Source organism: Gynuella sunshinyii YC6258, assembly GCF_000940805.1.
Taxonomy (GTDB): domain Bacteria; phylum Pseudomonadota; class Gammaproteobacteria; order Pseudomonadales; family Natronospirillaceae; genus Gynuella; species Gynuella sunshinyii.
Window position 1 is genome coordinate 4,455,120 of record NZ_CP007142.1, and the last position, 13,925, is coordinate 4,469,044.

Genomic DNA, 13,925 nt, shown 5'->3' on the forward strand with positions numbered 1-13,925 from the left:
TTAAACAACCTTTCTGGACTGTAACGCATGATGCAGGGTATGACCATCAACCTGATCAAGTTCTGCCCCCATCGGAATGCCATGAGCGAGCCGGGTGATTTTTATCCCCTTAGCATCCAGTTTCTGGCGTATGTAGTGGGCGGTTGCCTCACCTTCCACCGTTGGACTGGTCGCGAGAATCAACTCTTCGACCTGTCGCTGCTCGATCTGCTCGAATAACAGATGCAGGCCTATTTCCTCCGGACCAATACCATCAATAGGAGAAAGATGCCCCATCAATACAAAGTAAACACCTTCATAAATGCCGGTGCTTTCAATGGCGCTTAGATTGGCAGGTGTTTCAACCACACAGATTTGTCGCTGGTTTCTAAGCTCATCACTGCATATATGACAAATATCAGCTTCGCACAGTAACCGACACTGCTGACAATGGGAAACCCCGGAAAGGGTACTCCGTAACTGATCAGCCAGTCGCAGTGCACCTTCTCGATCACGCTCAAGCAGATGCAGTGCCATCCGCTGGGCTGATTTCAGACCGACACCTGGCAACACCCGCAGCGCCTGAATCAGCTTTTCAGTGAGAGGACTATAAGTGGCCATCAGAACGGAAACTTCATTCCCGGAGGCAGTTGCATTCCCTGAGTCATGGATGCCATTTGGTCACGACTGTTCTCTTCTATCTTGCGAACAGCGTCATTGACCGCAGCCGCCAGCAGATCTTCAATTAATTCTTTATCTTCTGACATCAGGCTCTGGTCCAGCTCAACTTTTTTGACATCGTGACGCCCGGTCATCACCACTTTTACTAACCCGGCACCAGCTTCACCTGTCACTTCTGCCTTGGCCAGTTCTTCCTGAGCCTTCTGCATTTGCTCCTGCATCTTCTGGGCTTGCTTCATCAGGTTACCCATATTGCCTTTAAACATAGTAATTCTCCTGAGTCGACGACTTCGTTGACTGTAAATGTTAAATGGGTTGCTCGGTCGGCCGTACCGTTGTTTCATCCAGTACAGCACCAAAATTTTGCTCCAACGCCTGTACGATGGGGTCATTTTTCAGGCTGACAATGGCGGACTGCCGGGCCTCTTCCAGTTTTCGAGCCCGATACTGACCAGGAGTTTCCTGCTCTGTTTCGGCAAACGTAATATCCACCTTGCGAACAGTAAAGCCAACCTTTTCAAGTGCCGCCAGCAATTGTTCGTCATGACGGGGGTTATAGACATTTTCGTAATCGCGGGGAACAGTTAAATCCAATACCGCATCATGGACACCATTCCACTGTGCGTGACTGAACAGACTCTGAGGCATACCTTTCAGATCCAGCTGCCAGAACACCTGCACCCAAGGCAATTCAGTCAAATTCTGGTATTGCTCCGGCTCGGCAACGGCCGCCGGAGGCTCTGCCATTACAGGTTCTTCAACCACAGGTTCCGGTACCCGGACAGCAGAGTACGCTGCCGATTCTGACATAAACTCAGCCAGATCTTCCGGAAACGGCGCAGGTTCGGGCATCTCCGGCGGGACGTCGTCATATGCTCCAAACGGCATCATCTCATCTGATGGATTCGCTGCAAAAACCGGTGTTTCATGGACTGGCTCTGGCTCTGGCTCTGGCTCTGGCTCTGGCTCTGGCTCTGGCTCTGGCTCTGGCTCTGGCTCTGGCTCTGGCTGGATATTTTCACTGGCTGGAGTCCCAGATGACAATACATTCTCTGCAGCTATGGCATCATCGTTATGGACGGATACCCGTTCAGACTTTTTTTCTGCAGGCACGCCTTCTGTCCGTGCAGTGGACAAGGACTCAGCCGGGGAATGTAATTGTTCCGGCTCATCTAATTCAGGCAGAGGTGGTAAATCACCCGCAACTGGCTCAGGTGAAAAGACCAGCATACGCAGCATGGCCATTTCAAAACCGGACTTCATATCCGGCGCCAACGGCATATCCTTCCGTGCGATCATGCCGATCTGGTAATACATTTGAATATCTTCGGCAGTATTGGCAGCGGCAATTGCCTGAATGGCTGCCTTAGTGCCCTCACTATTATCGATGGCATCCGGAACAATCTGAGCAATTGCCACTTGATGCAATACACTCAGAATATCTGCCATGAGGGCAATGTAATCCGGTGAAAACTCTGCCACCTGATCAATCTTTGCCAGCATGCTTTTGGCATCCCGACGGGTCAGGGCGTCCAACAGACCAAAAATCTGCCGCCGATCCATAGTGCCCAACATGGCGCTGACATCACTTTCAACAATACGCCCCTGACCATAGGCAATAGCCTGATCAGTCAGGCTCAGAGCATCACGCATACTGCCATCAGCGGCTCGGCCCAGCAGCCACAGAGCACTCTCTTCGTAATCAATTTGTTCCTGCGCCAGAATATGCTGCAGGTATCTGACCACCTGTTCCGATGACATATTTTTGAGATTGAACTGCAGGCAGCGTGACAATACAGTCACCGGCAGTTTTTGAGGATCCGTAGTGGCGAGCAGGAACTTGACGTGCGGAGGCGGCTCTTCCAGGGTTTTCAACAACGCGTTGAAACTGTGATTGGACAGCATATGCACTTCGTCGATGAGATAGATCTTGTAGCGTCCACGAGTCGGCGCATATTGCACGTTATCTAGTAATTCGCGGGTATCTTCGACTTTCGTTCTGGACGCGGCATCCACTTCGATCAAATCAACGAAGCGACCTTCGTCCACTTCGACACAGGCCGCGCAGACACCGCAGGGATCAGCACTGACGCCCTGTTCGCAGTTCAGGCTCTTGGCAAACAGTCTGGCGATAGTGGTTTTACCAACACCACGCGTACCGGTAAACAGGTAAGCATGGTGCAGACGATCATTCTGCAATGCATTGATGAGTGCCTTAAGCACATGCTGTTGCCCTACCATCTGCGAGAATGTTTTGGGTCGCCATTTACGAGCAAGAACCTGATAACTCATTAACCGTTTTACCACTGAACAAGTGAGCGCCTATGCTAGCCAGTTCGGCTCGAATACGCCAGTCGAAAGTCGGCAAAACTGTCGTAACCAATTGATTTATAAGGTATCAGAGAAAATAAAAAATGAAGAAAATGGAGACAGACGAACCAGCCACACCCCGGCACATAACGTCCCTGCTACCGTTGCTCCCTTCCGGGCCTGGCGGGGTTCACAGATGGTTATTGCGGGGGGACCGGTCCGCTGCCATAACTGACAGGGCATCCCCTGGCGAAGGCCGCGCATTATGCAGATTTAGATGGCTGGGCGCAAGTGCTTGATTCGCCTTTTGTTTTTTTGAACTTCCCGACCGATTTCAGGTGACGGTGATGGCCAGGAAGCTGTCCATTCCAAACCCGTTACTCTGAATGGGTGCAAAAAATAGCTACAGGTCTGGGCCTGTGCCACTACAGCGGGTTAGTACAAATACTTTCACTCACCAAAACCGGAACCACCAGGAAAGAAACCGCCATTTTTGAATACCAAAAAGGCATGAGGCTTGCGCTAACCGCAATGGTATAGGGTTAGCAGCCTCGGCCCTCAAAAAATAACAAAGTCCCACAGACTTATCATTGCCTGCGGGACTTGTAGTTCCCGTACGAATGTTCAGTTACTTCAGTAAATCAAGGGATCTCCTGCCATTTCTGTACGCTGTAGCCGTTACAGCTCCACTGTTTGAGGGAAGCGCCATTGGCATTGTTCCAGTCGAATACATCGAGACATTTTTGGCTGTTGCGGTTCTGCAGCTGGAAATAACCATTACCGGCATCCACCTTTTTCCACTGTTGGTTGTTGCCCCCCCAACAATCCCATTGATTAACGTTTGCACCGTCTTCGGCACTTTGGCCGTAAACATCCAGGCAACGGTTGCTGTGCATGGCTTTCAGCTGAAAGTACTGGGAGTCAATACTTTCATACATGAAGGTCTGGCTATCAGCACCGTTACAATCCTGCTGCACCAGATCCACACCATTCGCAGTACCACCATCAACACTGGTATCGATATTGGCACATTTGCCACTGAACGCCGACTTCAGACTACTGTATCCGCTGATGCCATTGGCATAGGGAACACCAAAGTTCGGGGTGCCATCAGCGTTCCAGGTAATGACTTTGGCGCGGGTATGACGGTTAGGATCATATAATGGCTCGCCAGAGATATTTTCATAATCACGGGCGTGATAGATCATGATGTCGACGGAATCATCCGCAGACCGGGTAAATGAATTATGACCAGGACCAAACTGACTGGTGGACGCATTGCTGCTGAAGATAGGCTCAGGGTTCTTGTGCCAGGAGGCTGGATCCAACAGATCTGCATTCTGGTCTGCAGTCAACAGCCCCAACTTGTAGTTCTTGTCCGTTGCACTGGCAGAAAACGTGACAAAGAAACGCCCGTTTCGCTTCAGTATGGCCGGACCTTCATTGACGTTATGTCCGATTTTTTCCCAACTGTATTCGGGTGTTGCAATCATGGTCTGGGTAGAGAGATCGATCGTCCAGGGGTTGATCATACGGGCAATATACAGGCTACTGTTGCCGCCTGGAGGAATTTGTGCCCACAACAGGTATCTCTGATTATTGTGTACGAAGGTGGTTGAATCCAGGGCGAAGAAACGCGAATCATTACCCATGCCATCAACCTTGAGTTCACCTTTTTCCGTCCAACTACCGGTAAGCGGGTTAGTCGCGGTATTTTCCAGTACGTAAATTCGAATATCCCAAATGTCGTTTGCTTCCGAAGCGGCATAGTAGATGTACCATTTTCCATCGATCCAGTGCAGCTCAGGCGCCCACACAAAACCGCTCATCGGTCCGCTGGCCGGCTGATCCCAGGCGGTGACTTCGGTAGCACTACTTAACCCCTGCATACTGGATGCCCGCCGTAAAATGATCCGGTCATAGTCAGGAACCGAGGCGGTAAAATAGTAGTAACCATCACTGTGTTTATAAACCCACGGATCAGCCCGTTGAAGGATCAGCGGATTGGTGAATGTTTCCGCAAAGGTTGCCGCAGATTGCACTGACAACATCAGCCCAAGAAACAGAGTCAATAATATCTTTTCAACCATGCTTGCAAATTTGAGTGTCATAAATTTTCTCACTTGCTTGTCTGAATTCACAAAACCTGAAGTGCTATACAATCTTGGGGCATCGGATAACTACAGATGCATACGGCAATCAGTAAACCCCAAAAAAAACCTGGATCTCTGCCACAACATCAACTTACATCACCAAAACCGGACAAATACAACACATCAAAAAAAATTCATCAAGATGACAAAACCGGAGAAACCCTAAAAATCCATATAGCACATCAATTTTTTATTGTTGTTATCTTGACTGCCATTTCTGATACCTGATCTGAAAATAGCGGTAATCAAAAGGACAAGATGCTTTATGTATAATCAAGGCATTCTGACATTAAAACAAAGCAGCGACAGAATAGCCGCTATATACATATTCATAGCACTAAATTGTCAAGGACACGGCAAAAAGACAGCCCCCCACTCTCTGCGCCGAGGATAAGTCCGCAGATAACGAGCCTGCGTGCCATAAATATCTTTAATCTCTGCTCACCTGACCTTAAAATCGCCCGCCACGGTCCAATCAGAGTTTTTCATGTACAGCATTAAAGAGATGTTCTACTCACTTCAAGGTGAAGGGGCACATACCGGCCGGCCGGCCATTTTTCTGCGTTTTAGCGGCTGCAACCTTTGGAGCGGCCTGGAAAAGCATCGCCGTGAGGCGATTTGCCAGTTCTGCGATACAGATTTTATCGGTACGGATGGTCAGAACGGTGGCAAGTTCAAAGACGCCACCACTCTGGCTGATACAGTCTCACGGCTCTGGCCAAGCAATCAGCAAAACCGTTATGTCATCTGCACGGGAGGAGAACCGGCGTTACAGCTGGATACCGAGTTGATTCTGGCATTCAAAGACCTGGGATTTGAAGTTGGCATAGAAACCAATGGCACTCTGCCGCTACCGAAGGGGATTGACTGGATTTGTGTCAGCCCCAAAGGGCGATCTACAGTCGTTGTCAAACAATGCCACGAGTTGAAACTGGTCTATCCACAACCCGATGCGATGCCGGATCGATTCACGGATATTGACGCGGGCGTGCGTTATCTGTCCCCTAAAAACCCCTACGACAGCGATCATCTCATCATTTCAGAACAGAGTTCGACCCGGGCCTGCATTGAGTACTGCCTGGCGCACCCGCAATGGCGACTTTGTCTGCAAACCCATAAAATTTTAAAAATCGACTGATTTCCTTATCAAACTATTAATCCAGCAATTAAATAGATCGTCTCGATCTATTTAATTGTCGCCCCGAGAAATCTGGCGCTGTTGCGCGAAACACCGAATCGTCGGACCGCTTGATTTATCGGGGCTCGCATTGGTTATGGCCAATGGTGTGGTCCGATACCTAAGTGCATCCCTGCATCTCACTATTAACCCGACATGTATACTTGCCGGGTTAATATTGCCCTGGAAACCAAAGAGATCGTTCTGATCTCTTTGACAATCACTCAGAGAAACCTGACAAACTCATCCGAAACCTCATTGGGTAACCTATGCCTTACACGTGCTTTTCCGATACAGCTATGTTTGCGCATCACTCTGTTAGCCCGGTAAAAATGTCTGCTGAGTGCATAATTGATCGCATCAGTTCACGGACAAAAATTCCAACCGTGACAGGCTACCGGCTTTGACATCTGTTCTGGCGGTACAGAGCAAAAGCCTGGCGGATTCAACCTCCGCCGACTCCAGTAACCGTGCCTTGAAAGCAATAGCACGATTGTTGGCCAGAGTCAGCAGCTGGTCGGTCTGTTGCTCTGTCAACGATGCCCCGGCACCGATATCCGCCGGAACAACGACCGGACAGATTTTCACCCGCAAACCCGGTTTATCTGTCATCAGTCGGCTCAACTGGTCAACAAACAGCTGTTGTGCTTCACCTACCTCTACCTGTGCGGTCTCATAGGGCAGATCCTCAAAACGTACTTTTAAGGCATAAGATCCAGCCGTCATGGATACTTTGACCACTTGCGCATAAGGGACAAACGTATTGATCAGGTAATTTCTGGTTTGCATCATAACGGCTTTTTTGACGACCAGCCCCAAAATATGTTGCACGCCAAAACTGGGATCTTCGAGATCTCCCTCCACGGGAATCTTCAAGTGAATATCACCATGTCGGTCCTTGAGCATCCCCAAAGCCACGTTCAGAGGGACGGCAGTCTGGCCAATGACATTGGTTTCTTCCGGCTGGTTCTGGCTGGCGGTAAAATCCGCGCCTCTGATCGTGACATCCGCAACGGAGTCAATTTTCGATGCCCGCACAGTCCCACTGAAATCTGTATCCAGTTGCCCGGCTTTAAATTCAAAATCCAGGGCTTTAGCCAGATAGCTACGAACATCCGGTAACGAAAACTCTGCCATGTGTGCCTCAATATTCGCATTGATCTCATCCCCGAACGGCTGCACATCACCGTTTACGGTCAGGTTGAAATAGCCTTCATCCTTTAATTCCAAGGCATAGTCGATATTCTGCTCGGTATTCTGCATATCGATATTGGCTATGGACAACCGGGTCACTTCAAAACGTTTTTTAAACGCCGGGTGCTGACTACCGTCTTCAATTTCTATCTGCCAGGGCTGAGAACTTTTTATCTCTCCGATCCGGACTCCCGGAACGGATTCGGTTGCCGGTACGGCTTCCGTTTTTTCTGTTTCAAGCACTTCCTCTGCTTCAACGGTTTCCTGCTCAGCGACCGGGCCATTCAGCTCAACCAGATTCGCCAGCCCTGAGTCATTCAGCTTGACATTAAAATGACTGGCACCAATCTCCACCCGACCGATGGTCAGGACATTTGAAACAAACTCGAACGGTGCCAGTTCAAGTTTTTGTATATCAACCAATGCGTTGTTTTTTGGTTTCTCACTATCCTGTTGCGGCGAGGAAAATACGATGTCACTGAGCATCATGGCGGGTGTCTGGTAACGGATATCATTTCCGGTCAGAGCAATTGCCGCCGGTTCCGGTTCAAAACTCCCCAGCGAAGCCAGAATATCATCTGATGCCGCTGGGCGAACCAGCAGACCATGCAGAGCCGTTTGCAGCTGCCCCGTCATTGTCATTTCTCCATCAGAGGGAATCTCCAGCTGCCACTGAGCGAGAGTGAGTTGCAGATCCTGCACAGCGGCATCCACATCATTATTCTGATAACCAAACTCATTGAGACCGATCACAACCTTGGAATCAGTCAGGTTGAGCGCCTGGGCACTCTGGTGAATGTTTGCCTCAAGTGCCAACGTCAATTGCCCGCTGACCCGATCTGATTGCTGTGGTAATAGATATTGATAAGTCGACAGGTTCATTTGTGTCAGATCCAGAGCAAGCCGAACGGAAGTGTCCTCAGACCGATAGTCCACCTTCGCATCAATCGTTAAGCTGGCGTCGTTCACCAACAGCCTGCCGGAGATATCCGAACGACCGCTGCTGTTTTGATAACGACTTTGAGTAATGTTCATCTGTTCGATGGTCACGGTGTTGACCTGATCCAGATAAGCAAAAGACAGTGTTATGTTTTTCAATTCGATATCAGGTGCGAGAAACAACAGCCCCTCATTCTCATCGTTTTCAGGGGGCGGTGGCGTGGCATCGGCCGCCGATGAAGTCTCTGAACCCGTTGTGTCAAAATCAAATCCCGCTACAGACACCTGTTGCCCGCTGTAACCGCCGGTGACCATCAACCCCTCAAGGTAGATCCTGGTCACCTGTACCTCTCGAAATAACAGCCGGAACAGACTGTAGCGAAGCTCCAGAGTCTGCAGCGCCAGCGGAGTATCCTGATCTTTAACCAACTGAAGCTGACGAATACTGACGATAGAACGAAACGGATTCAATCGAATAGCACTGTCTTCAGTCAGATGAATACCTGATGGTTCCAGCAGATGATTAAGTGTCGCCCTCGAGATTGCTGGAGAAAATATCCAGATCGACAGACAAATCAGCATTAACAGCGCAATAAATAGGATAGTAACTCGTTTCAGCCAGGTCATTTGTTTCTTTCGCGGGTCAGTGAGAAGAAGAAATTGTAACGTAATCCGTGTTTATTAAGATGACGTATTGCCGATCATATCAGCCGTTGTGGAAAAAGACAGCGTGAACCAACCACCGATTTCAGTGTCTGCGGCTTGTTTTTATTTGTCCATTGGCTAGTCTTTCGGGTTCAAAGATTGCGGACAAAAAACAGTCATGAGGTTTAAATATTTTCTGTTAGGCATGCCAGTGCTGGCGGCAATTTCATTTACCAGCTGTCAGGAAATCAGTAATGTTGATGAGCAAACACCGGATGCAACGGATTCCAGTAACCAGCAGCCTTCCAATGACCAAGAGGAGTCTTCCAATGAGCAGGACAACTCTTCAAATAACCAGTCATGGTATCAACCTACGGTTGGCGTGAAATGGCAGTGGCAGTTACAGCAAACGCTGAATACGAGCTATAACGTCGATATTTATGACATCGATCTGTTTGATACCAGCAAGGAGACCATCGCTACGCTGCAAAGCACTGGGAAAAAAGTCATCTGTTACTTCTCTGCAGGATCCTATGAAGAATGGCGCGACGATGCCAATCAGTTCAATGCTGCAGATAAAGGCGCCAAACTGGATGATTGGGAAGGTGAACGCTGGCTGGATATTCGCTCCAGTAATGTCCGCACTATTATGACGAAGCGGCTTGATCTGGCCAAAATAAAAGGCTGTGATGGCGTTGAGCCGGATAACATGGATGGTTATCAAAATAACCCTGGTTTCAACTTAACCGCCAACGACCAACTGGATTACAACCGGTTTATCGCGACTGAAGCCCACCAGCGAAACTTATCTGTTGGCTTGAAAAACGATCTTGACCAGGTGGCACAACTGGTGAGTCATTTCGATTTTTCAGTGAACGAACAATGCTTCGAATATGATGAGTGCGATCTGTTGAAACCTTTTATTGATGCCGGCAAACCAGTTCTGAATGCGGAATACAATAGTAAATATCGCAACAACACAACGACCCGTAACGACCTCTGCACCCAGTCCGTTAACATGCAGTTCAGCACACTGATATTGCCACTTGCACTGGATGACAGTTACAGGGACAGCTGCCTTACCCCCGAATAAACCTTACTTATCAGGTCTTTCTGAAGAGACACTTTAGTCTCCGCAACCGGGAACCTTACGTTCCCGGTCTCGTCCGATATGAATAGCCCCTGGATTAATGATTTTGAGGATCTTTAAGCTTCACAATCCCCAAAGATTTCATAATCATCCGCTCATATAACGGTTCACTGACACCGGCGCGGACTTTCCTCAAAAAATACTTCTCAAATGCAACCTTGGCCACATGCACCCATTTTCCGCTTTTCATCCAGTTCACGTTTCTGGGCGGAATCTGTGGCATGGCCACGAAGGCAACACCGGTATCCCCCATATCCGCCAGACAAATCGCATTCCAGGTGGCTTTGGCTTTCTCTGGTTTGTCATCCAAACGGGCACGGATATTATGAGCCGTTGCCGTCACCATGCTCTCTATCATAAAGCCGGTTTTGGGTACACCGGTGGGTACCGGAGTGGGTTTCTTGGGAGCAATGGCCACCGCGACGCCGATTCCCCAGATATTCCGATAGGTCGGATTACATTGATGCTCATCGATGATGACAAAGCCTCTGGGGTTAACCAGTCCATCAATCCCCCTCAGGGCATTGATACCAGTAAAAGCCGGTAACATCATGGAGTAGTTAAAAGGCAATTCATGGCGTTTTTTCTCCTGCCCCTCGTCATCACACTCGATGACATACATGATGCCATCTTCAATTTTTTCGACTTTGGCATTACAGATCCAATCGATGTGCCGACTGCGCAGCTCAGACTCCATCATGGTCTTGCTATCGCCAACACCATCCAGCCCCAAATGACCTATATAAGGTTCCGGGGTAACAAATGTCATGGGCACCTGATCACGAATTTTCCGGTCGCGCAGATCTTTATCCATAATGAAGGCAAACTCGTAAGCCGGCCCGAAACAAGACGCTCCTTGCACTGCCCCGACCACTATCGGCCCTGGTTGCTCGACAAATTTCAACCATTCATCCCGTGCTGCCTCAGCATGATCCACATGACAAACAGATTGGGTATAACCCTGCGGTCCCAGACCTGGGATTTCGTCGAATGCGAGTCGTGGACCGGTTGAAATAATCAGATGGTCATAACTGACGGTCGCACCGGTATTCAGTTCTATCAGATTCTGCTCCGGCACAATACGCTCGACACTGGCAACGATCAGTTCGACTTTTCGTTTTTTAAGTGGACCTGCCAGCGGTACGGTAATTTCCTCTCGTTTTCGCCAGTTAACTGCTATCCAGGGATTGGAAGGAACAAAGTGAAAATAATCCTTGTCACTGATCATGATGACCTGATCTTGTGATCTGACCATATCTTTCATCTCAAATGCCATGGGCATCCCGCCCAGACCAGCACCGATAATTACTATAGTCGCCATTACCTCTCTCCTTTTTCAAATTGTTATGGTTATTAATGATGGGAGAACAACTGACTTTCAGTGTAGATCAATTTAACAAACAATAATTTAGAATTTTCTAATATAAAAAGCAACGGAAAATATGCATACTTACAAAAGTAAGCATCTAACAGATTCGTTCATGCGTGCTAAAAAACAGCAAAGCCAAGCACATAAAAGCGATCATTGGAATGCGAATACAAACGAAAGGAACTATTCCCGGCTGGATAAAAAAAGGCGCCAATCGGCGCCTTTTTTCGTTGTGATCAATCCTGTTTCCAGGCTACCACTGTGTCGTAACCATATTCATCAAGCCAGGCATCCAGCTCTTTTGGATTACGGCGTTTTTTCTCAACGGTTTGCTGAGTATGAGGATTGGTATATATACCAATCTCCAGTTTGGGCTGTTCTTTTTTTACAACAACCGCTTTTTTTCCGACTTTGGCAGACTTGCGTTTTCCAGAAACAAGACCGTTTTCGCGCGCATACAGCTTGCCCATCATCTCTTTGATTTCATGGAAACTACCTGGTTGGATCGCTTCACCAGCCAGCTTTTCAAGCCATTTGCAGATATCCACGCTTTTTAGCAAAAACAGGTCATATTCGGTCAGACCGTATTCATCAAAAATACGCTGCAGAGCTTCGTCGAAGGCATTAAATCCTTCTTCACGCTTAAGTGCTTCCTGCTTCCTGCGTTCCAGTTCTTCGATATTTTTTTTCAGTTCCTGAATCTGCTTATCGTAATCGACGTCGATCATGTTCGACTCCTGTTGATTCTTACTTTTGCGTCAATGGCTTCATGTGTGGAAATAAAATTACATCTTTAATGGTGTTTGCGTTATTAAAGAACATAATTAACCGGTCAATTCCGATACCTTCACCTGCCGTTGGAGGCAGCCCATACTCCAACGCGTTGATGTAATCTGCATCATAGAACATAGCTTCATCATCACCGGCATCTTTTTCGGCCACCTGCTGCTGAAAGCGCTGAGCCTGATCGATCGGATCATTCAACTCAGAAAAGCCATTGGCCAGTTCACGCCCACTAATGAAAAACTCAAAACGATCAGTGATTAATGCATTCTGATCGTTGGCACGTGCCAGCGGTGAAATTTCAGCGGGATATTGAGTAATGAATATGGGACCTTTCAGATTTTCTTCCACCGTCGCCTCAAATATTTCGGTCTGAACCTTACCGATACCCCAGCTGTCTTTCACCCGAATACCCAGTTTAGTGGCCACTTGAGTAGCGTTTTCAAGCGTGGCGATATCATCAGCCGTCAAATCGGGGTTATAGTGCAGGATGGATTCCACCATACTCATACGCGCAAACGGCTGTGAAAAGTCATACTCCTCGCCCTGATAAACAATCTGCAATGACCCCAGAATATCCAGAGCCAGTTGACGCAATAATGCTTCAGTCAAATCGATCATATCGTTGTAATCTGCATACGCCTGATAGAATTCGAGCATGGTGAACTCAGGATTATGCCGGGTGGAAACCCCTTCATTACGGAAGTTGCGATTGATCTCAAATACCCGTTCAAAACCACCTACAACAAGACGCTTCAAATAAAGCTCAGGCGCAATCCGCAGGTACATGTCTATATCCATGCTGTTATGATGGGTAATAAACGGTTTGGCTGTGGCACCACCGGGAATCACCTGCAACATGGGCGTTTCAACTTCCATAAAGTCGCGCGACTTAAGGAAATCACGAATACCGTCGATGATTTTCGAGCGTGTTACAAAGGCTTTGCGGGTTTCATCACTCATGATCAGGTCAACATAACGCTGACGATATTTCATCTCCTGATCTGCCAGTCCATGGTATTTATCCGGCAATGGCCGCAGGGATTTGGTCAGAATCCGGAAATCGCTTAACTGTTCGATATTCACGTACAGCTCACCTTTTCCGGATTTATGCAGCTCACCTGTGGCTCCTATGATGTCGCCGATATCCAGCAACTGCCAGTCATCACTCTCTTTCTGCAACGGTTTGCCAACATAGACCTGAATAACCGCGTCGGAACCATCACGAATGGCGACGAAAGGACCGCCACGACGGATAACACGTCCGGCAACGGCCACTTGAATCTTCTTCTCAACCAAAGCATCTTTATCCAACTCACCGTACTCGGCCTGCAGATCGGCGGCCATGTGTTTTCGACGGAAATCGTTGGGGAATGCAACGCCTCTTAATTCAGCAAGTTTGTTCAGCTTCTGCTTACGCTCGGCAATGATATGATTTTCTTCAGAATGATTTTGCTGATCAGACATAACGAGTAATTTCCAATATGCAATGGTTTGGTTGTTTAAGTCCGGATGAAGGTGTCAACCGGAGAGTCAATCCGGATA

At 48.3% G+C, this 13,925-nt stretch carries 11 protein-coding genes and 1 other RNA gene; 3 read left to right on the plus strand and 9 right to left on the minus strand.

Going from position 1 to position 13,925, the window contains the following annotated elements; translation table 11 throughout:
- The 5 genes from recR to YC6258_RS18560 form a co-directional block, all read right to left on the minus strand.
- Positions 1–600, minus strand: coding sequence for a recombination mediator RecR (gene recR / locus YC6258_RS18545; RefSeq protein ID WP_044618245.1), 600 nt, complete (start codon positions 598–600; stop codon positions 1–3).
- Complete coding sequence (locus YC6258_RS18550; RefSeq protein ID WP_044618246.1) at positions 600–926, minus strand: YbaB/EbfC family nucleoid-associated protein; 327 nt, start codon at positions 924–926, stop codon at positions 600–602. Before YC6258_RS18550 ends, recR begins: the two co-directional genes overlap by 1 nt.
- Before the next feature lie 40 nt (positions 927–966).
- A complete protein-coding gene (gene dnaX, locus YC6258_RS18555) occupies positions 967–2,952 on the minus strand; it encodes a DNA polymerase III subunit gamma/tau (protein WP_044618247.1) in 1,986 nt (661 codons plus the stop codon).
- Between the two features lie 141 nt (positions 2,953–3,093).
- An RNA gene (gene ffs, locus YC6258_RS29075) (signal recognition particle sRNA small type) lies at positions 3,094–3,190 on the minus strand.
- Between the two features lie 421 nt (positions 3,191–3,611).
- Positions 3,612–5,081 carry a family 43 glycosylhydrolase gene (locus tag YC6258_RS18560; protein ID WP_082070794.1) on the minus strand — a complete coding sequence of 490 codons (1,470 nt, stop codon included), beginning with the start codon at positions 5,079–5,081 and terminating at the stop codon, positions 3,612–3,614.
- A gap of 75 nt (positions 5,082–5,156) precedes the next feature.
- Between YC6258_RS18560 and YC6258_RS18565 the strand changes: the two genes are divergently transcribed.
- Together YC6258_RS18565 and queE are read left to right on the plus strand one after the other, a co-directional pair.
- Positions 5,157–5,351: a hypothetical protein gene (locus tag YC6258_RS18565; RefSeq protein WP_044618248.1), complete on the plus strand. Its 195-nt coding sequence runs from the start codon at positions 5,157–5,159 to the stop codon at positions 5,349–5,351.
- A gap of 259 nt (positions 5,352–5,610) precedes the next feature.
- Positions 5,611–6,261, plus strand: a complete 651-nt coding sequence (queE, locus tag YC6258_RS18570; RefSeq protein WP_044618249.1) for a 7-carboxy-7-deazaguanine synthase — start codon at positions 5,611–5,613, stop codon at positions 6,259–6,261.
- 399 nt (positions 6,262–6,660) lie between these two features.
- On the opposite strand, the gene YC6258_RS18575 is transcribed toward queE, so the two are convergent.
- Complete coding sequence (locus tag YC6258_RS18575) at positions 6,661–9,060, minus strand: DUF748 domain-containing protein (protein ID WP_044618250.1); 2,400 nt, start codon at positions 9,058–9,060, stop codon at positions 6,661–6,663.
- A gap of 196 nt (positions 9,061–9,256) precedes the next feature.
- On the opposite strand from YC6258_RS18575, the gene YC6258_RS18580 reads away from it, so the two are divergent.
- Entirely contained in the window at positions 9,257–10,171 is a 915-nt protein-coding gene (locus tag YC6258_RS18580) for an endo alpha-1,4 polygalactosaminidase (RefSeq protein WP_044618251.1), read from the plus strand.
- 94 nt (positions 10,172–10,265) lie between these two features.
- On the opposite strand, the gene YC6258_RS18585 is transcribed toward YC6258_RS18580, so the two are convergent.
- The 3 genes from YC6258_RS18585 to lysS form a co-directional block, all read right to left on the minus strand.
- A complete protein-coding gene (locus YC6258_RS18585) occupies positions 10,266–11,549 on the minus strand; it encodes an NAD(P)/FAD-dependent oxidoreductase (RefSeq protein ID WP_044618252.1) in 1,284 nt (427 codons plus the stop codon).
- 284 nt (positions 11,550–11,833) lie between these two features.
- Positions 11,834–12,325, minus strand: a complete 492-nt coding sequence (locus YC6258_RS18590; RefSeq protein WP_044618253.1) for a DNA binding protein — start codon at positions 12,323–12,325, stop codon at positions 11,834–11,836.
- Between the two features lie 19 nt (positions 12,326–12,344).
- The gene (gene lysS / locus YC6258_RS18595; protein WP_044618254.1) at positions 12,345–13,847 is read right to left on the minus strand and encodes a lysine--tRNA ligase; all 1,503 of its coding nucleotides are present in this window, start codon (positions 13,845–13,847) and stop codon (positions 12,345–12,347) included.
- Positions 13,848–13,925: the final 78 nt, after the last annotated feature.

What these genes read in the sequence shown, in the direction of transcription:
- recR (WP_044618245.1), bottom strand. Translation starts at nt 600, where the DNA reads ATGGCCACTTATAGTCCTCTCACTGAAAAGCTGATTCAGGCGCTGCGG.
- YC6258_RS18550 (WP_044618246.1), bottom strand. Translation starts at nt 926, where the DNA reads ATGTTTAAAGGCAATATGGGTAACCTGATGAAGCAAGCCCAGAAGATG.
- dnaX (WP_044618247.1), bottom strand. Translation starts at nt 2,952, where the DNA reads ATGAGTTATCAGGTTCTTGCTCGTAAATGGCGACCCAAAACATTCTCG.
- YC6258_RS18560 (WP_082070794.1), bottom strand. Translation starts at nt 5,081, where the DNA reads ATGACACTCAAATTTGCAAGCATGGTTGAAAAGATATTATTGACTCTG.
- YC6258_RS18565 (WP_044618248.1), top strand. Translation starts at nt 5,157, where the DNA reads ATGCATACGGCAATCAGTAAACCCCAAAAAAAACCTGGATCTCTGCCA.
- queE (WP_044618249.1), top strand. Translation starts at nt 5,611, where the DNA reads ATGTACAGCATTAAAGAGATGTTCTACTCACTTCAAGGTGAAGGGGCA.
- YC6258_RS18575 (WP_044618250.1), bottom strand. Translation starts at nt 9,060, where the DNA reads ATGACCTGGCTGAAACGAGTTACTATCCTATTTATTGCGCTGTTAATG.
- YC6258_RS18580 (WP_044618251.1), top strand. Translation starts at nt 9,257, where the DNA reads ATGAGGTTTAAATATTTTCTGTTAGGCATGCCAGTGCTGGCGGCAATT.
- YC6258_RS18585 (WP_044618252.1), bottom strand. Translation starts at nt 11,549, where the DNA reads ATGGCGACTATAGTAATTATCGGTGCTGGTCTGGGCGGGATGCCCATG.
- YC6258_RS18590 (WP_044618253.1), bottom strand. Translation starts at nt 12,325, where the DNA reads ATGATCGACGTCGATTACGATAAGCAGATTCAGGAACTGAAAAAAAAT.
- lysS (WP_044618254.1), bottom strand. Translation starts at nt 13,847, where the DNA reads ATGTCTGATCAGCAAAATCATTCTGAAGAAAATCATATCATTGCCGAG.